This window comes from Pseudogulbenkiania sp. NH8B, from assembly GCF_000283535.1.
GTDB classification, from domain to species: domain Bacteria; phylum Pseudomonadota; class Gammaproteobacteria; order Burkholderiales; family Chromobacteriaceae; genus Pseudogulbenkiania; species Pseudogulbenkiania ferrooxidans.
Window position 1 is genome coordinate 1,393,535 of sequence record NC_016002.1, and the last position, 20,878, is coordinate 1,414,412.

15 protein-coding genes are annotated in these 20,878 nt (G+C 67.0%); 7 read left to right on the forward strand and 8 right to left on the reverse strand.

What is annotated here, in order from left to right; all coding sequences use genetic code 11:
• Positions 1–182 precede the first annotated feature (182 nt).
• Positions 183–1,619, forward strand: coding sequence for an RtcB family protein (locus NH8B_RS06615; RefSeq protein WP_232503543.1), 1,437 nt, complete (start codon positions 183–185; stop codon positions 1,617–1,619).
• Positions 1,620–2,023: 404 nt separating this feature from the next.
• Here the strand turns inward: NH8B_RS06615 and NH8B_RS06620 are convergent, their stop codons facing one another.
• Together NH8B_RS06620 and NH8B_RS06625 are read right to left on the reverse strand one after the other, a co-directional pair.
• Positions 2,024–3,622, reverse strand: a complete 1,599-nt coding sequence (locus NH8B_RS06620; protein ID WP_014086584.1) for a DUF3369 domain-containing protein — start codon at positions 3,620–3,622, stop codon at positions 2,024–2,026.
• Positions 3,619–5,118, reverse strand: coding sequence for a sensor histidine kinase (locus NH8B_RS06625; protein WP_014086585.1), 1,500 nt, complete (start codon positions 5,116–5,118; stop codon positions 3,619–3,621). The genes NH8B_RS06620 and NH8B_RS06625 overlap by 4 nt, the downstream gene beginning before the upstream one ends.
• Positions 5,119–5,375: 257 nt before the next feature.
• Between NH8B_RS06625 and NH8B_RS06630 the strand changes: the two genes are divergently transcribed.
• Positions 5,376–6,161, forward strand: coding sequence for a substrate-binding periplasmic protein (locus NH8B_RS06630; RefSeq protein ID WP_014086586.1), 786 nt, complete (start codon positions 5,376–5,378; stop codon positions 6,159–6,161).
• 46 nt (positions 6,162–6,207) lie between these two features.
• Here NH8B_RS06630 and NH8B_RS06635 read toward each other — a convergent pair whose 3' ends face one another.
• Positions 6,208–7,095, reverse strand: a complete 888-nt coding sequence (locus NH8B_RS06635; protein ID WP_041702868.1) for a LysR substrate-binding domain-containing protein — start codon at positions 7,093–7,095, stop codon at positions 6,208–6,210.
• Between the two features lie 123 nt (positions 7,096–7,218).
• On the opposite strand from NH8B_RS06635, the gene NH8B_RS06640 reads away from it, so the two are divergent.
• Positions 7,219–8,337 carry an S-(hydroxymethyl)glutathione dehydrogenase/class III alcohol dehydrogenase gene (locus NH8B_RS06640; protein WP_008955516.1) on the forward strand — a complete coding sequence of 373 codons (1,119 nt, stop codon included), beginning with the start codon at positions 7,219–7,221 and terminating at the stop codon, positions 8,335–8,337.
• 225 nt (positions 8,338–8,562) lie between these two features.
• On the forward strand, positions 8,563–9,402 hold the full coding sequence (gene fghA / locus NH8B_RS06645) for an S-formylglutathione hydrolase (RefSeq protein ID WP_198408209.1): 840 nt from the start codon (positions 8,563–8,565) through the stop codon (positions 9,400–9,402).
• Between the two features lie 316 nt (positions 9,403–9,718).
• On the opposite strand, the gene betA is transcribed toward fghA, so the two are convergent.
• Positions 9,719–11,458, reverse strand: a complete 1,740-nt coding sequence (betA, locus tag NH8B_RS06650; RefSeq protein WP_014086589.1) for a choline dehydrogenase — start codon at positions 11,456–11,458, stop codon at positions 9,719–9,721.
• A 192-nt stretch (positions 11,459–11,650) separates the two neighbouring features.
• Complete coding sequence (betB, locus tag NH8B_RS06655) at positions 11,651–13,114, reverse strand: betaine-aldehyde dehydrogenase (RefSeq protein ID WP_014086590.1); 1,464 nt, start codon at positions 13,112–13,114, stop codon at positions 11,651–11,653.
• 505 nt (positions 13,115–13,619) lie between these two features.
• On the opposite strand from betB, the gene NH8B_RS06665 reads away from it, so the two are divergent.
• Both NH8B_RS06665 and NH8B_RS06670 read left to right on the forward strand, forming a co-directional pair.
• The gene (locus tag NH8B_RS06665) at positions 13,620–15,005 is read left to right on the forward strand and encodes an MFS transporter (protein ID WP_014086591.1); all 1,386 of its coding nucleotides are present in this window, start codon (positions 13,620–13,622) and stop codon (positions 15,003–15,005) included.
• A 264-nt stretch (positions 15,006–15,269) separates the two neighbouring features.
• The gene (locus NH8B_RS06670; protein WP_014086592.1) at positions 15,270–16,067 is read left to right on the forward strand and encodes an alpha/beta fold hydrolase; all 798 of its coding nucleotides are present in this window, start codon (positions 15,270–15,272) and stop codon (positions 16,065–16,067) included.
• Positions 16,068–16,107: 40 nt separating this feature from the next.
• Here the strand turns inward: NH8B_RS06670 and NH8B_RS06675 are convergent, their stop codons facing one another.
• The 3 genes from NH8B_RS06675 to NH8B_RS06685 all read right to left on the reverse strand — a co-directional run bounded on the left by NH8B_RS06675 (position 16,108) and on the right by NH8B_RS06685 (position 19,706).
• Entirely contained in the window at positions 16,108–17,574 is a 1,467-nt protein-coding gene (locus NH8B_RS06675; RefSeq protein ID WP_041702871.1) for an MFS transporter, read from the reverse strand.
• Between the two features lie 447 nt (positions 17,575–18,021).
• Entirely contained in the window at positions 18,022–18,783 is a 762-nt protein-coding gene (locus NH8B_RS06680) for an ABC transporter permease (RefSeq protein ID WP_014086594.1), read from the reverse strand.
• On the reverse strand, positions 18,780–19,706 hold the full coding sequence (locus NH8B_RS06685; protein WP_014086595.1) for an ABC transporter ATP-binding protein: 927 nt from the start codon (positions 19,704–19,706) through the stop codon (positions 18,780–18,782). Before NH8B_RS06685 ends, NH8B_RS06680 begins: the two co-directional genes overlap by 4 nt.
• A gap of 195 nt (positions 19,707–19,901) precedes the next feature.
• Here NH8B_RS06685 and NH8B_RS06690 point away from each other — a divergent pair, with 195 nt between their 5' ends.
• Positions 19,902–20,876: a LysR family transcriptional regulator gene (locus NH8B_RS06690; protein WP_014086596.1), complete on the forward strand. Its 975-nt coding sequence runs from the start codon at positions 19,902–19,904 to the stop codon at positions 20,874–20,876.
• Positions 20,877–20,878 lie beyond the last annotated feature (2 nt).

The window sequence follows — 20,878 nt, forward strand, 5'->3', positions numbered from 1 at the left end:
TGCGCTGCCCTGATCGGGGCTCATGCACTGCTCTGCGCGTGCGAATCTCTCGTGGAGATTCGTTCAGCCATGATCCTCATGGACTCCTTGTCCATTCCGGTTTCTGCGCTGTTCTTCACCTCGCTGAGGGCCGCTCGCGACGGCTCCTGAACAGGTTTTATCGATGGTGGCCAGGAGGTGTAATGATGGATATCGCGCGCTTGCGGCAGGCTGGGCCGTACGAGTGGACGCTGGCGCCGTCCCGCGCCGAGGCGGGCGGCGAGGTGCGGCTGTTCGCCGACGCCGAGCTGTTGCGCGGCATGGACGACAAGGTGCTGGAGCAGATCCGCAACGTGGCGCGGCTGCCGGGGCTGGTGGGCGCGGCGATGACCATGCCCGACGCGCACTGGGGCTACGGCTTCCCGATCGGCGGCGTGGCCGCCTTCGATGCCGACGCCGGCGGGGTGGTGTCGGCGGGCGGCGTGGGTTTCGATATCTCGTGCGGCATCCGCTGCCTGCGCACCGACCTGAGCTGGGAGCAGCTGGCGCCGCAACGGCACCACCTGGCCGACAGCCTGTTCCGCGAGATTCCGGCCGGGGTCGGCGAAGAAGGGCGGCTGCGGCTGTCCGTCAGGGAGCTCGACCAGGTGATGCGGCAGGGCGCGCACTGGGCGGTGGCACAGGGTTTTGGCCCGGCCGACGATCTGCCCTACATCGAGGAGCGCGGTTGTGTCGGCGGCGCCGAGCCCGGCTGGGTGTCGGACCTGGCCAAGAAGCGCCAGCTGGGCGAGATGGGCACGCTGGGTTCCGGCAACCATTACCTGGAAGTGCAGGTGGTGGACCGCATCCACGACGAGGCCGCGGCGGTGGCCTTCGGCCTCCGGGTGGGGCAGGTGCTGGTGTCGATCCACTGCGGCTCGCGCGGGCTCGGGCACCAGATCGGCACCGATTACCTGTTGCTGCTGGCCAAGTCGGCGGCCAGCCTCGGCTTGACGCTGCCGGACCGCGAGCTCGCCTGCGCGCCGATCCGCTCCGAGGCCGGGCAGCACTACCTAGGCGCGATGAACAGCGCCATCAACTGCGCGCTGGCTAACCGCCAGATCCTGGCCGCGCTGACGCGGCGCGTGCTGGCGCGCTATTGGCCGAGCGCCCGTCTCGACACGCTGTTCGACGTGTCACACAACACCTGCAAGGTGGAGCGGCACCGCGTGGAGGGACGCGAACGCACGCTGTACGTGCACCGCAAGGGCGCGACGCGCGCCTTCGGTGCGGGCCACGCCGGCCTGCCCGACGCCTACCGCGCGGTCGGCCAGCCAGTGATCATCGGCGGCAGCATGGGCACCGGCTCCTACATCCTGGCCGGCAACCCGCCCGGGCAGAACCACGCCTTCGCCTCGGCCAGCCACGGCGCCGGGCGCGCCATGAGCCGCCACCAGGCGCTGAAGTTCTGGCACGGCCGGCAGCTGCTGGACGATCTGGCGGCGCAGGGTATCCTGATCCGCACCGGCTCGCTGCGCGGCGCGGCGGAAGAGGCGCCGGGGGCGTACAAGGACGTCGACCGCGTGGCGGAAGTGACCGAGGCCGCCGGGCTGGCGCGGCGCGTGGCGTTTCTGAGACCGAAGATTTGCATCAAGGGGTGAGGCAGGCCGGGCCTGCCCCGTTACGGCATAGTCGGGCGATGGGTTGCGCTGCGCTCCATTCATCCTGCGACGACTCCGTCATACTACAACAGAGATCGAAGTCAGGATGGTGACGACTCGTCCCTCCCCCCGTTGGCCCGTGCCGCTTGGGCAGGGTGGGGCAAGGTTTTAAGCCGCCACTTGTTTGAGCGATTTGACGTTAGCAAATCGCGAGTTCGGCGGCGCCTTGCCCCATCCTTGCCAAGCGGGAGTTCACGGGGCGTCGGGGTCGCCTGGGGCTGCAAGGGGGCTGGCGACACAGCCCCCTTGCCTGCTGGCGGTCAGCACCGCTTTTCAAATATCGTCCGCGGAGCGGACACAACGCCAGTTCGTGTAAGCAGCATACGTGAATTGGTCCACGCTCCTCACGCCGCCTTCGCCGGCGGCAGCACCAGGTCGGGGTGCTCTTCCCGGATCAGCTCGAGAAAGATTTCCACTACCTCGGGGTCGAAGTGTTCGCCGGCGTGGTCGCGGATGTAGGCGACCGAATCCGGCAAGGGCCAGGGTTCCTTGTAGGGGCGGCGGTAGAGCAGGGCGTCGAACACGTCCACCACCGCGACAATGCGCGCCGACAGCGGAATCGCGCTGCCGGCCACGCCGTTGGGATAGCCCTTGCCATTGTAGTACTCGTGGTGGCCGGCGGCGATTTGCGCGCCGATCGACAGATAGCTCTCGCCCTCCACCATGCTGGCGGACTTCTCCAGGATCTTGGCGCCGATGCTGGCGTGCTGCTTCATCACCTCCCATTCTTCCGGGTTGTGCTTGCTCGGGTTGTGCAGGATCAGGTCGGGGGTGCCGACCTTGCCGACGTCGTGCAGGATGCTCGCCATGCCCACCATTTCGAGAAAACTCGGCGTCAGGATATCCGGGTGCAGTCCCTTGGCCGCCATGCGGTGGGCGATGGCGTCGGTCAGCCGCTGCACCCGCAGCACGTGGTCGCCGGTGGTGCTGTCGCGGTATTCGGCGAGGTCGGCCAGCGCCACCACGGTGGCCTCCTGGGCGTTCTTCATCTGGGTGTGGTAGTAGAGGTTGTCGAAGGCGGCGGCGATGCGGTTGCAGTACACCTTGAGCAGCTCCTGGTCCACCTCGGACAGCGGACGCGGCGGGGTGAAGTAGATCACGAAGGTGCGCCGCGAGTGGGTATCGAAATACAGCACCGAGCCGGGGTGGTTGAAAATACAGCTGTGCTTCTCGGCGGCTTGCTGCATGGTCTGGAAGATGGCGCTGCTGCTGTCGAGCTGCCCGCTCTGCTGTAGCTCGGCAAACAGGCCGGTGGCTGCGATCACCTGCAGCGTGCCGCCGGCGATGGCGGCGTCCTCGCAGACGCACAGTACGCCGTCGGTGCCGACGTCGAGGATGGCGCTGATCTGGCGTAGCACGCCCGAGGCGAACTCGCGCAGCGACTGGATCTGGTACAGGTTGGAGGTGGCGGCCAGGATGGCGTCCAGCCCCTGGCGGCTGCGTTCGATGATGAACAGGCTCTCGTAGGCGCGCAGCGAGGCGATCACGGTGGTGAACAGCTTCTGCGCGGTGAGTTCGGTCTTGGCCTTGTAGTCGTTGATGTCGTAAGAGACGATCACCTCCTGTTCCGGCGCCTGGCCCGGCTGGCCGGTGCGCAGCACGATGCGCACCAGGCGGTTGCCCAGCCCCTCGCGCACTTCGCGCACCATCTCCAGCCCGGCGTGGTCGCTCTCCATCACCACGTCGAGCAGCACCAGCGCGATGTCCGTTTCCGTGCGCAGGATATCCATGCCTTCCTTGGCGCTGTAGGCGCTCAGGAGCTCGACGGCGCGGTCCTTGTAGCTGACGCCCTGCAGCGTCAGGCGGGTCACCGCGTGCACGTCTGGCTCGTCGTCCACCACCAGCACGCGCCAAGGGCGCAGCAGGGGAGGTGGCGGCGTGGTGCCCGCTTCGTCCTCGATCAGCCAGTCTTCCTGGCTCGTTACCGTTTCGGCGCTGTTCATCCCTTGCCCTCGCTGACCGCCGGCGCCACCGCCGGAAACTGCAGGGTGAAGCGCGTGCCCGCGTTGGGCCGGCTCTCCACCTGCAACCGTCCACCTAATTTACCGGTGACGATGTTATAGACAATGTGCAGCCCCAATCCGCTCCCGCCGGCGCTGCGTCGCGTGGTGAAAAACGGCGTGAACACACGCGGCAGGTTCTCCGGCGCGATGCCCTTGCCGTTGTCGGCGAATTCCAGCGCGATCTCGCCGCCCAACTGTTGTGCCCGGATCGTGACCTCGCCCGGCTGCCCCTCGTCGAAGGCGTGGGTGAGCGAGTTGACCAGCAGGTTGGTGATGATCTGGGCCAGCGCGCCGGGGTAGCTGTCGAGGCGGATGCCCTCGGCGCAGTCGATGCTGACGCGGATGGCGCTGTGCTTGAACTTGGGGCGCAGGCTGGCGATGACTTCGTGCAGGTAGCCGGCGAGGTCGAACTCGCGGCGCTCCTCGCTCATCTGGTCCACCGCCACCTGCTTGAAGCTCTGCACCAGGTGCGCCGCGCGCTCGGCGTTGACCTGGATCAGCCCGACGCTTTCGCTCGCCGTCTGCACGTAGCCCTGCACGTCGGATTTTTTCAGCTGCCCCGCCTCGAGCTGGCCGGCGAGCTGGCGTGTCTTGTCGCCGAGCAGGCTGGCGCAGGTGAGGGTGATGCCGACCGGGGTGTTGATCTCGTGGGCGATGCCGGCGACCAGCCCGCCCAGCGCCGCCAGCTTCTCGCTCTGCATCAGCGTGGCCTGGGCCTGCTTGAGGTTGTCGTAGGCCAGGCGGATTTCGGCTTCGGCCTGGCGTCCCTTTTCCACGTCTTCGGCCAGGCGCTGGGCGATGCGGTTGAAGCTGCGCACCACGTCGCCGAATTCGTCCTGGCGCTCGGTGAGCAGGGTGAGGCTGTCCTCGCCGCCCTGGTGCTCGGCCGCCAGCGCCAGGGCGTCCTTCAGCGTCTCTAGCGGGTTCAGCACCATGAGACGCAACGCGATCGAGAGGGCGATCAGCAGCACCGCGTCCAGCGCCAGGATTTCGGCCACGCGGTTCAGCACCTGGCTGCTCAACTGCGCCTCGATGCTGGCGCGTGACAGCCACACGCGGGCGTGGCCGAGGGCATGGGTCTGGTTGAACTGCTTGAGGGCGAGCGGCACGTCGAGCCGCTCGGCGGCCGCCGCCTCGGCCGGCTCCGCGCCGCGCGCCAGCAGCAGCTTGCCGTTTTCCTCGTACACCGCGATGCGCTCGACCGGGCTGGTCAGCTCCGCCGTCAGGTTCTGCTGCAGCAACGCCGTGTCGAGGTTCCAGATCGGCAAGGGCAGGTTGGTGCGCAGGCGCTGCTGCACGGCGCGGCGCGCTTCGCTGTACTGCTGCTCCAGCTGCTGGCGGGTGTTGAGGTAGGTCAGCCAGCCGGACACGCTCAGCACCGCCGTGACCAGCAGCACGAACAACAGGTTGAGGCGAAAGCCGATGCTGTGTTTCATCGAGAAGAAGGGTCTCGGTGGATGGAGGGCGTGGCCGGCGCGGGCTCACAGTTTCAAGATAGAACAAGGACGCGGCCGCCAAGAGCCTGTTCGCACCCGGGCGGCGCGTTCCGGGGCGAGGTGACGGCAAGGTGGCCGGCGCGGGAAGAAAACGGGGGTGATGCCGAGCTGTTGCCTGCAAAATCAGGGCGCTAGACTGAAAGGAGCGGCCACCGGCCCCGTTTTGGCCGGCACGGGAGCGCCGCGGGAAAAACGCCATGCCAAACGATGCGGTGAGCGGCTGGATCGTGCGTGCCGGTCGCAAGGGGCTGGCGGCGCTGCTGCTGGGCACGCTCGCGGCGCTGTGCCCCGGCGCGACCCTGACCCTGCTGTCCACCGAATACCCGCCCTATACCAGCCCCTCGCTGCCGCGACAGGGCATCGCCACCGCCATCGCCGCGGAGGCGTTCCGCCGCGCCGGACACCAGGTGGTGATCCAGTACCGCCCCTGGGCGCGTGCCCTGTACGAGGCCAAGGAGGGCAGCAGCGACGGTGTCGTCGGCCTGTGGCACTCCAGGGAGCGCGAGGCGTTCCTGGCGTACAGCCAGCCGCTGGTGGACAACGTGGTCGGCTTCTACGCGCGTGCCGATCGGCGCCACGACGTGCGCCGCCTGTCGCGGCTTCGCTCGCTCACCATCGGCGTGGTGCGCGGCTACCTCAAGCCACCCAATGTCGAGGCCGCGCGGCTGCGGACCGAGGAGGCTATCGACGACGAAGCCAACCTGCGCAAGCTGGCGGCGGGGCGCGTCGACCTGGCGCTGATCGACAAGGGGGTGGCCAGCTACCTGCTGCGCTACCGCCTGCCGGAGCAGCGCGGGCGGCTGGTGTGGTTGGAGCCGCCGGTCTACTCGCTGCCGCTCTACGTCGGGTTCTCGCGGCGCGTGCCCGGCTGGGAACAGCGTTTGGCCGAGTTCAACGCCGGGCTGGCCGTGATGCGCCAGGACGGTTCGCTGGAACGGCTGCGCCATGATCTGGCCATGGAGCCGCCGTCGGCTGGCGAGTAAGGCGGCACCCGCTCTTCGGCCAACCTTGCGCGGCCCGGATGGCGGGTCAGCGGTACTCCGGCAGCTTGGCCAGCCCCTCGCGCAGGTGGTCGACCATCAGCCGCAGCTTGGCCGAGAGGTGGCGCTGCTGTGGGTAGACCGCCCACACCGCGGTGTTGGGCGGAGTGTGCGCCGGCAGCAGTTCCACCAGTCGCCCCTGGCGCAGCGGCTCGCGCACGTAGTAGTCCGGCAGCTGGCACAGGCCGAAGCCGCGCAGCGCGGCGTCCAGCACCGCCTGCCCGCTGTTGCAGCGCCAGCGTCCCTGCGGCTTGAAGTGCCAGGGGCGGCCGTCGAGGCGGAAGCTCCACACCGTCGAGGTGCCGATCAGGCACTGGTGGCGTGCCAGTTCGCCCAGTGTGTGCGGCGTGCCATGGTGTGCCAGATAGGCGGGGGAGGCGCACAGGTGCATGGTGCGGGGGGCTAAGCGCGTGGCGACCAGGCTGGAATCGGCCAGCTGGCCCAGGCGGATGGCGAGGTCGAAGCCCTCGTGCAGCAGGTCGGCGGTGCGGTTGGTGAGCTCGATCTCCACCGAGAGCTGCGGGTGCTCGGCCATGAAATCGTTCACCAGCGGCACCACGAAGCGCTCGCCGTAGGTGACGGCGCAGGTCATGCGCAGCAGGCCCTTGGGGCTGCTGTGCAGCGCGTTGACGGCGAGAAAGGCCTCGTCGCGCGCCTCCTGCAGCTGCTGGCAGTGGCTGAAGAAGGTCTGCCCGGCCTCGGTCAGGCTGACCTTGCGCGTGCTGCGGTAGAACAGCCTTGCCTGCAGCCGCTCTTCCAGCCGCATCACCTGGCGGCTGACGTGCGACGACGACACCCTGAGCCGTTCGGCCGCGCGCGAGAAGCTGCCGCTCTCGGCCACCGCGACGAATTCCGCTATGCCTTCCCAACCGTCCATGCGCATCCTTTCCTCAAGTCGCCCATTATCCCTCAGTGGCAATAATGTTTCCCGAAAATCGCCTTTTAAACCCGGAGAGGGCAACCGATACTGTCGAGATAACTTCTTACCGTGGAGAACATCATGATCAAATCGCGTGCCGCCGTGGCCTGGGGCGCCAAGCGCCCGCTGGAAATCGAACTGGTGGATGTGGAAGGCCCGAAAGAGGGCGAGGTGCTGCTGCGCATGGTGGCGACCGGCGTCTGCCACACCGACGCCTACACCCTGTCCGGCGCCGATCCGGAAGGCATCTTCCCGGCCATTCTCGGCCACGAGGGCGGCGCCATCGTCGAGGAAGTCGGTCCGGGCGTCACCTCGGTGAAGCCGGGCGACCACGTCATCCCGCTCTACACCCCGGAATGCGGCAAGTGCAAGTTCTGCCTGTCGGGCAAGACCAACCTGTGCCAGGCGATCCGCGCCACCCAGGGCAAGGGCTTGATGCCGGACGGCACCAGCCGCTTCTCCAAGGACGGCAAGCCGATCTACCACTACATGGGCACCTCGACCTTCTCCGAGTACACCGTGCTGCCGGAGATCGCCGTCGCCAAGATCAGCAAGGAAGCCCCGCTGGAGAAGGTGTGCCTGCTGGGCTGCGGCGTCACCACCGGCATGGGCGCGGTGATGAACACCGCCAAGGTCGAGCCGGGCTCCACCGTGGCCATCTTCGGCCTGGGCGGCATCGGCCTGTCGGCGATCATCGGCGCGGTGATGGCCAAGGCCAGCCGCATCATCGGCATCGACATCAACCCGGACAAGTTCGAGATCGCCAAGCAGCTGGGCGCCACCGAGGTGATCAACCCGCTCGACTATGACCGTCCGATCCAGGAAGTGATCGTCGATCTGACCGACGGCGGCGTCGACTACTCGTTCGAATGCATCGGCAACGTCAAGGTGATGCGCTCGGCGCTGGAGTGCTGCCACAAGGGCTGGGGCGAGTCGGTGATCATCGGCGTGGCCGGCGCCGGCGAAGAGATCAGCACCCGTCCGTTCCAACTGGTGACCGGGCGCGTGTGGCGCGGTTCGGCCTTCGGCGGCGTGCGCGGCCGCTCCGAGCTGCCGAGCTACGTCGACCGCTACATGAAGGGCGAGTTCGAGCTCGACACCTTCATCACCCACACCATGGGGCTGGACGACATCAACACCGCCTTCGACCTGATGCACGAAGGGAAGAGCATTCGATCCGTGATCCTGTTCGATCGTTGATACCTGCCTCATCAGGCGGCTGCGCCTGAGCTTCTTGAGTGCCTGCCGGCAGTACTGCGGGCGAATCTCCCCGGAGATTCGCCCAGCGATGCGGAATCCTCATGGACTACGTGTCCATTCGGGTTCCTGTGTGCTGGCGGCACTCAACCTGCTTTGGCTCGCTCAGCCTGCTGAAACAGGTTTCCTTCCCCTGCAACAGACAAGGCCAAGACGATGACCGATACCCTGAAACTGGTGTCGTGCAACAAGAGCTTCGGCGGCTGGCACAAGCGCTACGCGCACCACTCCAGCACGCTCAACTGCACCATGCACTTCTCCATCTACCTGCCGCCTTCGGCCAACCCCGAGGCGCGGGTGCCGGTGCTGTACTGGCTGTCCGGCCTGACCTGCACCGACGAGAACTTCATGCAGAAGGCCGGCGCGCAGCGCGTGGCGGCCGAGCTGGGCATCGCGCTGGTGGCGCCCGATACCAGCCCGCGCGGCGAGGGCGTGCCGGGCGACCCAGCCGGCGGCTGGGACTTCGGCCTCGGCGCCGGCTTCTACCTCAACGCCACCCAGGCGCCGTGGTCCAGCCACTACCGCATGCACGACTACGTGGTGCACGAGCTGCCGACGCTGATCGAGGCGGTGTTCCCGGTGGACGGCCGGCGCGCGGTCTCCGGACACTCCATGGGCGGCCACGGCGCGCTGGTGTGCGCGCTGCGCAACCCGGGGCGCTACCGTTCGGTGTCGGCGTTCGCGCCGATCGCCAACCCGGTCAACTGCCCGTGGGGCGAAAAGGCGTTCAACGGCTACCTCGGGCCCGAGCGCAGCCGCTGGCGCGAGTGGGACGCCTCGCTGCTGCTGGCGAGTGCCGAGGAGCGCCTGCCGCTGCTGGTCGACCAGGGCGACGCCGACGACTTCCTCGCCACCCAGCTGCACCCCGAGGCGCTGCGCCAGGCCGCCGACAAGGCCGGCTACCCGCTCACGCTGCGCCTGCAGCCGGGCTACGACCACAGCTACTACTTCATCGCCAGCTTCATCGAAGAGCACCTGCGCTTCCACGCCACGGCATTGCAGGACTGAAGACGCGCGAGAGGGCAAACGTTGGCCGAAGCCGGCTTTTTTGTGGCACAGGACGTCGGCTGGGTGAAGCGCAGCGCAACCCATCGGCCGAGGTCGATGTGTTGCTGCCAAGGTTGGCCGAAGCCGGGAAAGACACAGCCGGCGCACCGATCACTCGGCGCGCCGGCTTTTTTGTGGCACAGGACGCAGGATGGGTGAAGCAGAGCGCAACCCATCGGCCGAGGTCGACGCCCTGCTGTAAGGTTGGCCGAAGCCCGCACAAAAAAACCGGCACATCGTGTCAGCGATGCGCCGGTTGCGTGCGGTGTGCCGTGCCTCAGCCCCGCGCCGCCACCTTGGGCGGGTAGAGCAGCAGCCCGCCGCCTTTCTTCTTGCCGCCCGCCTGGCCCAGCTTGGGCGGGGCGCCGTCGGCGACGAAGTAGGGGGCCTGCGAGCGCGGCAGCGGCGTGCGGCCGCGAATCTTGTCGGCGATCTTCTCGGCCATCATGATGGTCGGCGCGTTGAGGTTGCCGGTGACCACACGCGGCATGATCGAGGCGTCCACCACGCGCAGGCCCGAGAGGCCATGCACCAGCCCCTCGTGGTTCACCACCGCCATCGGGTCGCTGGCGTCGCCCATCTTGCAGGTGCAGGACGGGTGCAGCGCGGTCTCGGCATGGCTCTTCACGAAGGCGTCGATTTCGGCGTCGCTCTTGGCGCCGATACCGGGCTGGATCTCCTTGCCGCGGAACGGGTCCATCGCCTTCTGGTTGATGATCTCGCGCGTCAGGCGCACCCCGGCGCGGAATTCCTTCCAGTCCACCGGGTCGGCCATGTAGTTGAACAGCAGGCGCGGCTTGTCGCGCGGGTCGCGGCTCTTGAGTTTGACGTAGCCGGTGCTGGTCGAGCGCATCGAGCCGACGTGGCACTGGAAGCCGTGCGCCTTCACCGCATTGCTGCCGTCGTAGTTGGCCGCCAGCGGCAGGAAGTGGTACTGCAGGTTGGGCCAGGCGAACGAGGCGTCGCTGCGGATGAAGCCACCCGCCTCGAAGTGGTTGCTGGCGCCGGGCCCGGTACCCTTCAGGTACCACTCGAGGCCGATGCCGGGCTTGTTCCACCATTGCAGCGCCGGGTAGAGCGACACTGGCTGCTTGCACTCGAACTGGACGTACATCTCGAGGTGGTCCTGCAGGTTCTCGCCGACGCCGGGCAGATTGATCACCGCCTGAATGCCCATCGCCTTCAGCTCGTCGGCGTTGCCGACGCCGGAGCGCAGCAGCAACTGTGGACTGGCGATGGCGCCGTTGCTGACGATCACCTCGCGCCGCGCACGCGCTTCCCTGGGCTGGTCGCCCTGGATGTAGCGCACGCCGACGGCGCGCGAGCCCTCGAACAGGATGCGGTCGGCCAGGGCGCGGGTCTGCACCGTCAGGTTCGGGCGGTCCTTCGCCTCGTCGAGGTAAGCGCGCGAGGTGCTGCAGCGCTTGCCGTCCGCCGTGGTGGTGCGGTCCATCGGGCCGAAGCCTTCCTGGCGGTAGCCGTTCAGGTCGTCGGTGCGCGGGTAGCCGGCCTGCTCGCCGGCCTGGATGAAGGCCTCGAACAGCGGGCTGACGTCGGCCTTCGGCGTGGTGACGTGCAGCGGGCCGCTGCCGCCGTGGTAGTCGTTGGCGCCCTTGTCGTAGGTCTCTGCTTTGCGGAAGTAGGGCAGGCAGTCCAGATAACTCCAGTCTTCCAGCCCCTGGTTCTCGGCCCAGCCGTCGTAGTCCAGCGCGTTGCCGCGGATGTAGACCATGCCGTTGATCAGCGACGAGCCGCCCAGGCCCTTGCCGCGGCCCTGGGTCATGATACGGTTGTTCATGAACGGCTCGGGCTCGGTGGTGTAGGCCCAGTTGTAGGTCGTGCCCTGCAGCGGGTAGGCCAGCGCGGCCGGCATCTGGGTGCGCCAGTCGAGCCGCCAGTCCGGGCCGCCGGCTTCCAGCAGCAGCACGCTGACGTCGGCGTCCTCGGTCAGGCGCGCGGCCAGCACGCAGCCGGCCGAACCGGCGCCGACGATGATGTAGTCGAATTCCGTTTTCATCACTCTTCTCTTCGTAGCGAGTCGCTAACACCCCCTGGTGTGGCGGCCCGGGCTAAGCGCCGCCGCCGACACGAGGCATGGCCGACGTGTCTGTACCGCGACATGCCGCTCGCCCGCCCCGGGCGTGGGGCGAATCCCGGCGCGGGATTCGCTCGCCAGCGCCGCAACGCCAGGACGGTTGTTGTCAGTGGCTCATTCGTACGGGCAGGCCACGCCGGACAGCTCCACGTACACGCTCTTCAGTTGGGTGTAGTGGTCCAGCGTCACCAGGCTGTTCTCGCTGCCGATGCCGGATTCCTTCAGGCCGCCGAACGGCATCTCGATCGGGGTGATGTTGTAGTTGTTGATCCAGCACACGCCGGCCTGCAACTTGCCGACCACGCGGTGCGCGCGCGAGATGTCCTTGGTGAACACCCCGGCGGCGAGCCCCAGGCGGGTGTCGTTGGCGCGGCGGATCACTTCGTCTTCGTCACTGAAGCGCAGCACCGACATCACCGGCCCGAAAATCTCCTCGCGCACGATGCTCATGTCGTCGGTGCAGTCGGCGAAGATGGTCGGCGCGATGAAGTTGCCGCCCTCGCAGCCCGGCACCGTCACGCGGTTGCCGCCGGCCAGCAGCCTGGCGCCTTCGGCCTTGCCCAGCTCGACGTACTGCATCACGCTGTCGGCATGGCTCTTGGACACCTGCGCGCCCACCTGGGTTGCCGGGTCCATCGGGTCGCCGATCTTGAGCTTGCGCGTGCGGCTCACCAGCTTTTCCAGGAAGGCGTCGTAGATCGAATCGTGCACGAATACGCGCGTGCCGTTGGTGCAGATTTCGCCCTGGGTGTAGAAGTTGGCCAGCATCGCCGCCGAGACCGCCTGGTCGAGATCGGCGTCGTCGAAGATCACCAGCGGCGACTTGCCGCCCAGCTCCATGGTGATGCGCTTCAGCGTCTTGGCGGCGTCGGCCATGATCGCCTTGCCGGTGTCCACCGAGCCGGTGATCGACACCTTGGCCACCTCGGGGTGGGCGATCAGCTGGCGCGCGGCGGCCGAGGTGCCCTGGATCACGTTGAACACGCCGTCCGGCACGCCGGCCTCGGTGTAGATTTCGGCCAACTTGGCCGCCGTCATCGGGGTGAGCGACGCCGGCTTGTAGATCATCGCGTTGCCGCAGGCCAGCGCCGGGCCGGACTTCCAGCAGGCGATCTGCAGCGGGTAGTTCCAGGCGCCGATGCCGAAGCAGATGCCGAGCGGCTCGCGCCGGGTGTAGGCGAAGGCGCCCTTGAGCGGGAACTGCTGGCCGTGGATGCTGGCGGCCAGCCCGGCGAAGTATTCGATGCAATCGGCGCCGGACGACACGTCCACCACCTCGGCCTCCTGGATCGGCTTGCCGTTGTCGCGCACTTCCAGCTCGGCCAGTTCGCGGTTGCGTTCGCGCAGGATCTGTACCGCACGGTTGAGGATGCGGCCGCGCTCGGCACCGGTCATGGCCGACCACAGTTCGAAGCCTTGGCGCGCAGTCTCGATCGCCAGCTGTACCTCGGCCTCGCCGGCCTGTTGCACACGGCAGATCACCTCACCGGTGGCCGGGTTGATGTTGTCCACCAGCGGCAGGGACGGGTTGTCGATATATCGTCCACCGATATAGCTGCGCAGAATGTTGTCGCTCACTGTAGCTCCTTTGTCGTTGACCTTGGAACCTACCCCCGCAGGCGGCTGTGCCTTTGCATCTTGAGCACCGCGGACTGCGTGCGAATCTTCTGATTCGCTCAGCGATACGGAATCCTCATGGACAACGCGTCCATTCCGGTTCCTGTGCTCCGGCGGTACTCAACCTGCTTTGGCTCGCTCACCTTCAGGGATAGGTTCGTCGTGGCTGTCTTGGGCTCATGCCGCAACGCGCCTTTATACGACCTAGATTGAGCCACGTCACCCCCTCCGGCCACCTGTCTGTTTCCGACGTCAACCCCTTCTGCGGCGACACTCGCCAAGGTGCGGGCGTGGCGCCGGCGCGGCGCGGCACAGTCGTCATGCCGATCGCTTTTGTCGAAAATTTCCATATGACGATCGCAATTCACCAATCGCCCCGACGAAAGCTGGCCGAGTCTAGTCGCAATCGTCACCGTCGTGTTCCGCGCGTTTCCACACCCGTTCGCATCGTCACAGGAGAACCACCATGAAGCACCCCCCTGCCTCCCCGCGAGGCGCCCACAGCGTCGCTGCCCGCCTCGAGCGGCTGCCGATGAGCGGCTACCACCGCCTGATCCTCTCCATCATCGCCCTGGCATTCTTCTTCGATTCCGTCGACCTCGGCCTGATGACCTTCGTGCTGGGCTCGATCAAAACCGAATTCCAGCTCAGCAGCGCCCAGGCCGGTTTCATCGGCAGCGCCAGCTTTCTCGGCATGGTGGCAGGCGCCGTGCTCTCCGGCCTGCTGGCCGACCGTTTCGGCCGCACCCCGGTGCTGCAGAGCAGCATGGTGCTGTGGGGCGTGGCGAGTTATCTGTGCTCGACCGCCGCCACGCCGGAACAGCTGTTCGGCTACCGCCTGCTGCTCGGTATCGGCATGGGCATGGAGTTTCCGGTGGCGCAGACGCTGTTGGCCGAGCTGATTCCGGCGCGCCAGCGCGGGCGCTACATCGCCCTGATGGACGGCTTCTGGCCGCTGGGCTTCATTACCGCCGGTTTGCTGTCGTATTGGATTCTGCAAGAGCACGGCTGGCGCACGGTGTTCCTGATCAGCGCGGTGCCGGCGTTGTTCCTGCTGGTGGTGCGGCAGTGGGTGCCCGAATCGCCGCGCTGGCTGGAGAGCGCCGGGCAGCACGCCCGCGCCGAGAGCGTGATCGCGCAGATCGAGCGCAAGGTCATCGCCAGCCTGGGGCTGATCTCGCTGCCGGCGCCGCAGGCGCTGCAGTCGACCGGGGCCACCGCCGGCAAGGGCTCGTTCGCCGCCTTGTGGACGCCGCGCCAGCGCAGCCGCACCGTGATGGTGTGGCTGCTGTGGTTCCTCGCGCTGTTGGGCTTCTACAGCCTGACCACCTGGCTTAGCGCACTCATGCAGCAATCCGGCTATCAGGTCACCAAATCGGTGCTGTACACGGTGTGGATCTCGCTGGGCGGCATTCCCGGCTTCCTCACCGCCGCCTGGCTGGTGGAACGCTGGGGGCGCAAGCCCACCTGCATCGCCGCGCTGCTCGGGGGCGCCACCATGATCTACGTCTACGGTCAGATGGCGCAGGGCAGCGGCAATGAAACCGCGCTGATCGCCTCCGGCCTGGTCATGCAATTCTTCCTGTTCGGGATGTGGGCGGTGCTCTACACCTACACGCCGGAGTTGTACGGCACCCACGCGCGCGCCACCGGCTCCGGCTGCGCCTCGGCGGTGGGCCGTGTCGGCGCCTTGCTCGGGCCGACCCTGGTCGGGCTGATCCTGCCGCTGTGGGGGCAGGGCGGGGTGTTCCTGCTCGGCACCACCTGCTTTGCGCTGGCGGCGGCCGCGGTCTATCTGCTCGGGGTGGAAACGCGCGGCATGACGCTGGAAGGGGTGTCGGAGGCGCGCTGAGGTCGACCCGGCGCCCGTTCTTCCTGCCGCCGCGGCCTCGAGCCGGGGGAGGGCGGCAGGCGGCTTCCCTCACGCGCACCCGGCTGGGGATGGGCTGCGCCGGACCGTGCCGCTACGGCATGGCTTCTCCCGGAGTTTTCCTGGTGCCGCCACGGGGAGTGTGGCAAGGTATCCGGGCTTGCCGGCCTGCCCGTTCTTCCGACCGTGATGATCGGCATTGCCTCGGCGGGCCTGCTGCGTCATCGGTTAGGCGAGTGAGCCATCATGAACAGACCACACTATTCGATCACCGATCACTGGATCGACACCGACCAAGGTCGTCTTTTCGCGCGCTGCTGGCGTCCGGAGAGCGGCGACGTCATGCGCGCGCCCATCGTCCTGCTGCACGATTCGCTCGGCTGCATCGCCCTGTGGCGATCCTTTCCGGCCATGCTCGCGCAAAAATCAGGGCGGGTGGTGATCGCCTACGACCGGCTCGGGTACGGTCAATCCGATACACGCCGTGGCGAACCGGGCCGGGATTTCATCGCCGCCGAGGCGCGGGATGTCTTCCCCGCGGTGCAGCGGCATTTCGGCTTCGAGCGCTTCGTCGCCATCGGGCATAGCGTCGGCGGCTGCATGGCCGTGCATTGCGCGGCCAGCCATGCCGCGGCCTGCGATGCCCTGGTCACGCTGTCCGCCCAGGCCTTCGTCGAAGAACGCACGCGGGCCGGCATTCGCGAGGCCCGGGAGATGTTCCGGCAGGCCGAGCACTTCACGCGGCTGCAGCGCTATCACGGCGACAAGGCGGACTGGGTGCTGAACGCCTGGATCGATACCTGGCTGGCGCCGGATTTCGCCGATTGGTCGCTGCACGACGTCTTGCCGGAGGTGAGATGCCCGAGCCTGGTGATGCACGGCAGCGAAGACGAGTACGGATCGACCGACCAGCCCGAACGCATCGCGGCCAGGGTGAGCGGCCCGGTGCAACTCGACATCCTGCCGGGCCTCGGCCACGTGCCGCACCGCGAGCAGGAAGACCGGGTGGTGGCGCGGATCGCCGGCTTCCTGGGCACCGTCTGACCTCTGCCGAACCGGTCCCGGCACGGGCGTCCCGCTGGCCTCATGCCTCATCCCGCGCAGCATCAAGCGCGGGTCGGGGCGCGAGAGCACGGCTTGCCGCCGCGATGGCGAGCGCGGCGACGATCAGCAGCGTCGCGGCGGCGAAGGTGAACCGCATGCCGCTGGCCACGGCGTCGGGGTGTGCCGAAGCGATGTCGCTCGTCCCCGTGGCGAGCACGAACACGGCGCCCATGGCGGATGCTCCGCTGACGAGCCCGAGATTGCGCGACAGGCTGAGCAGGCCGGCAATGACGCCGCGCTGGTCCGGCGCGACATCCCTCATCACGGCCGTGTTGTTGGCCGCCTGGAAGAGCTGGTAGCCGGGAGTCAGGAGGGCGATGGCGGCCAGGTAGCCCGCCACGCCGAATACCCCGGGGAGCAGCGCGAGTGCCGACAGCCCCGTCGCCATGACAACCAGCCCCGCGGTGGTCATGGCGGCCGCACCCCAGCGGTCGACGCCGCGCCCCGCCGGGACACCGCTCAATGCCGAAATGATCGGGCCCATCGCCAGGACGATTCCGACCGCCGCCTCGCCCAGGCCGAGCGCGCGTGACAGGTAGAACGGCCCGACCACCAGCGTCGCCATCATCACCGTCGAGACGAGCCCGTTCATGGCGAGACTCGCGCTCAGCTCGGTGTTGCGGAACGCCGCCAGGCGGATCAATGGCGATGCCACGCGTGCCTCCACCAACACGAAAAGGCCCCCAGCCAGAACCGCTGCCAGCAACAGGGCCAGGTTCAGTTCAGTGAAGCGGCCTCTCCCCAGCGTCACGGCGAGCGCATAGGCCGCGAGCGAAGTCCCAAGCAGCAGCGTGCCCACGGTGTCGAAGCCGGCCCGGTCCGCCCCCGGACCCTGGCGATCGACGGGCAGGGCGCGATAGGCGAGCAAGAAAGCCAGGATGCCCAGCGGCACGTTGACGAGGAAGATGGCGCGCCAGCCGAAGCCGGCGATGAGCGTGCCGCCGAGCGCTGGCCCCAGCGCGGTGCCCATCGCGGACATGGTGCCGAGCAGGCCCATGGCGCTGCCGGTCTTGTTCTTCGGAACCGCGTCCCCGACAAACGCCATGGTGAGGGTCATCATGATGGCCGCGCCCAAGCCCTGCGCCGCCCGTGCGGCAATCAGCAGCCCCAGCGTGGGCGCCACGCCGCACAGCACCGAGGCCAGCGTGAATAGAAAGAGACCGAGCAATAACAGCCGGCGTCGCCCGGCCAGATCGCCGAGCCGCCCGACGCTGACGATCAGGGTGGTGATGGCAAGCAGGTAAGCCAGGACGATCCACTGGACCTCCTGGAAGGAAGCGGCGAACACCCTGGCCAGCGTCGGCAGGGCGACATTGGCGATGCTGGTGCCGAGCGAGGACAGCAGCATGGAGAGCGACAGGCAGGCCAGCACCCATGTCGTCGACGGTGGGGCTTTCCCCTCGGCGGCGACGGCCGCGTCGCCGGTTCGAGCAAGCGGTTTCAACATGAACTCCTTCTTCCGGGTGCCCCGAAGCGGGGCTTTCAGAGAGGAGTCTAGGTCGCTGCCGAGTAGGGCGGAAGGCGCAGCATTTGCACTTGATTCGTGCATTAAACGCCATGTCACGATCAAGCGTGCCAGGGCAGGAACACGTTTTGTTCCTGTCTATTGAAGTCGGAAACTGAACCGCCCCGGGTGTTGTGGCCGGCCTCTACGCATCGGCGGCGCGACAGGGGATGAGGCCAGCGGTTACCTCGCCTGCCCGTGCCGCACGTATTTTGAGGGCTTCGTCATGGGTACAGGATGCCGGATTGACCGGCCGGTCCTGCCTGCTGTCTCCGGCCCCGGCCTGCCAGGGCGCTACTTCAACCAGACCTGTTGGCATGACTTATCGAATCCGCACTCTGAGTGTGTCAGCTATTGGCTCTCAGAAAGAAACAGGGTGCGGATGATGGCCTAGGCCTTGATGCGATAGCCGGTCTTGAAAATCCACGCCACGATCGCCGTGAACAGCGCCAAAAAGCCGATCGTCATGGCAAGGCTGATACCGACGCTGACGTCGGCAATACCGTAGAAGCTCCAGCGAAAGCCGCTGATCAGGTAGACCACCGGGTTGAACAGCGCGGCGGTCTGCCAGAACGGCGGCAGGATATCGATGGAGTAAAAGCTGCCGCCGAGAAACGTCAACGGCGTGATGATCAGCAGCGGGATGATCTGCAGCTTTTCGAAGCCATCCGCCCAGATGCCGATGATGAAGCCGAACAGGCTGAACGTGACCGAGGTCAGCACCAGGAACAGTAGCATCCACAGGGGGTGGGCCACCTGCAGCGGCACGAACAGGCCCGCCGTCGCCAGGATGATCAGGCCGAGAATCACCGACTTGGTCGCCGCCGCCCCGACATAGCTCACCACCAGCTCCAGGTAGGAAACCGGCGCCGACAGCAACTCGTAGATCGTCCCCGTGAACTTGGGGAAATAGATGCCGAACGAGGCGTTGGCGATGCTCTGCGTCAGCAGCGACAGCATGATCAGCCCCGGCACCAGGAACGCACCGTAGCTGATGCCGTGGGTTTCGGGGATGCGCGAGCCGATGGCGGCGCCGAACACGACAAAATAGAGCGAGGTCGAAATCACCGGGGAGATGATGCTCTGCATCAGCGTGCGCCCGGCGCGGGCCATCTCGAAGCGGTAAATCGCACTGACTGCATACAGGTTCATTTTCTCTCCCTCACCAGGCTGACGAAGATGTCCTCCAGCGAGCTTTGCGTCGTTTGCAGGTCCTTGAAGCGTATCCCCGCCGCGTTGAGAGCCTGCAACAGCGCGAGGATGCCGGAGCGTTCGCCCTGCGCGTCGTAGGTATAGACCAGCTCGCTGCGGCCATTCGCCAAATCCAGCTCGTAGCCGCCAAGCTCGGAAGGAATGCTCTCGAGCGGGGCCTCCAGTTGCAGCGTCAGCTGTTTCTTGCCGAGCTTGCGCATCAATTCGGCCTTCTCGTCCACCAGGATGATCTCGCCCTTGCGGATCACCCCGATGCGGTCGGCCATCTCCTCGGCTTCGTCGATGTAGTGGGTGGTCAGGATGATGGTCACCCCCCGCGCCTGCAGCGAGCGCACCAGTCGCCACATGTCCTGGCGCAGTTCGACATCGACCCCCGCCGTCGGCTCGTCGAGAAACAGGATCGTCGGCTCGTGCGACAGCGCCTTGGCAATCAGCACGCGCCGCTTCATGCCGCCCGACAGCGTCATGATGCGGTTGTCCTTCTTGTCCCACAACGACAGCGCCTTGAGCACTTCTTCGATGTAGGCCGGGTTCTTGCGTTTGCCGAACAGGCCGCGGCTGAACGACACCGTGGCCCACACCGATTCGAAGGCATCGGTGGTCAGCTCCTGCGGCACCAGGCCAATCATGGCGCGGGCCGCGCGGTAGTCCGTCACGATGTCGTGGCCATCAACCAGAATCCGGCCCTCGCTCGGGTTGACGATGCCGCAGATCGTGCTGATCAGCGTGGTCTTGCCGGCCCCGTTCGGGCCCAGCAAGGCGAAGATTTCTCCGCGCCGGATCTCCAGATTGACACCCTTCAAGGCCTGGAAGCCTGAAGCGTAGAATTTGGAGAGATTCGATATGGTGATGATGGGTTGCATAGATAGGACGATAGCAGATGGCGGGCTTTTGGTGGCGTCGTCGGCGGCGCATCTTATCCAAACGGTATTGATCGTATGGCCCGGCATGCTATCAATGGTGCATTCACCTCCAGCCTGCTGGCGTGCTCCTTAACCGGGCCTCTGGACGCCTTGCGGGAGCTGGAGCTTGTTTTCGAATTCAATAGGCCAGAATACATGTCGACACCCGATTTCAATTTGCTTGTCACCCTTGACGTGCTGCTTGCCGAAGGCAGCGTGGCGCGCGCTGCCCGGCGCTTGCGGCTGAGCCCCTCGGCGATGAGCCGGGCGCTGGCGCGCTTGCGCGAGACGACGGGCGACCCCTTGCTGGTCAGGGCGGGGCGCGGGCTGGTGCCTACCCCGCGTGCGCTTGAACTGCGCGAGCAGGTCAGCCAGCTCGTTCAGGACGCCGCAGCGGTGCTGCGCCCGGCAGAGAAGCTCGATCTCACCCAGCTCGTCCGCACCTTCACGCTGCGCGTCGGCGATGGTTTCGTGGAAAATTTCGGGCCGAGCCTGATTGCTCGCGTCAGCGAGGCTGCTCCCGGGGTCCGGCTGCGTTTCATGCCGAAATCGAACAAAGACACCGCGCCGCTGCGCGACGGCAGCGTCGATCTGGATACCGGGGTGGTGGGGGAGGGAACAGGCCCGGAGGTGCGCGTGCGCGCTTTGTTCCAAGACCGCTTCATCGGTGTCGTGCGCCAGGGGCACCCGCTCTGCCAGGGGGAGATCACCCCCGCCCGTTATGCGGCGGGCCGGCATGTCCTGGTCTCCCGGCGGGGGAGCGACAAGGGGCCGGTTGATGAAACCTTGAGGACGATCGGGCTGGAGCGGGAGATCATGACCATCGTCGGCGGTTTTGCCCCGGCGCTGGCGTTGGCGCGGGCCACGGATCTGGTCGCCACGGTTCCCGAGCGCTATACCGGCACCCTGCGTGACGGGATGCACAGCTTTGCCCTTCCGTTTCCCGCTCCTGAGATCACGGTTTCCCTGCTCTGGCATCCGCGGATGGATGCCGATTTGGCGCATCGCTGGCTGCGCGGTTGCGTGCGGGAGGTTTGCGCAGCATCGCTCGCCGACTCCGTGATGGTGGCAAGTGCAGCCGCTGAGGGCGTGTCATCCCTGGTTTCCCGCTCTGCGCCGGAGAAACACTAGAT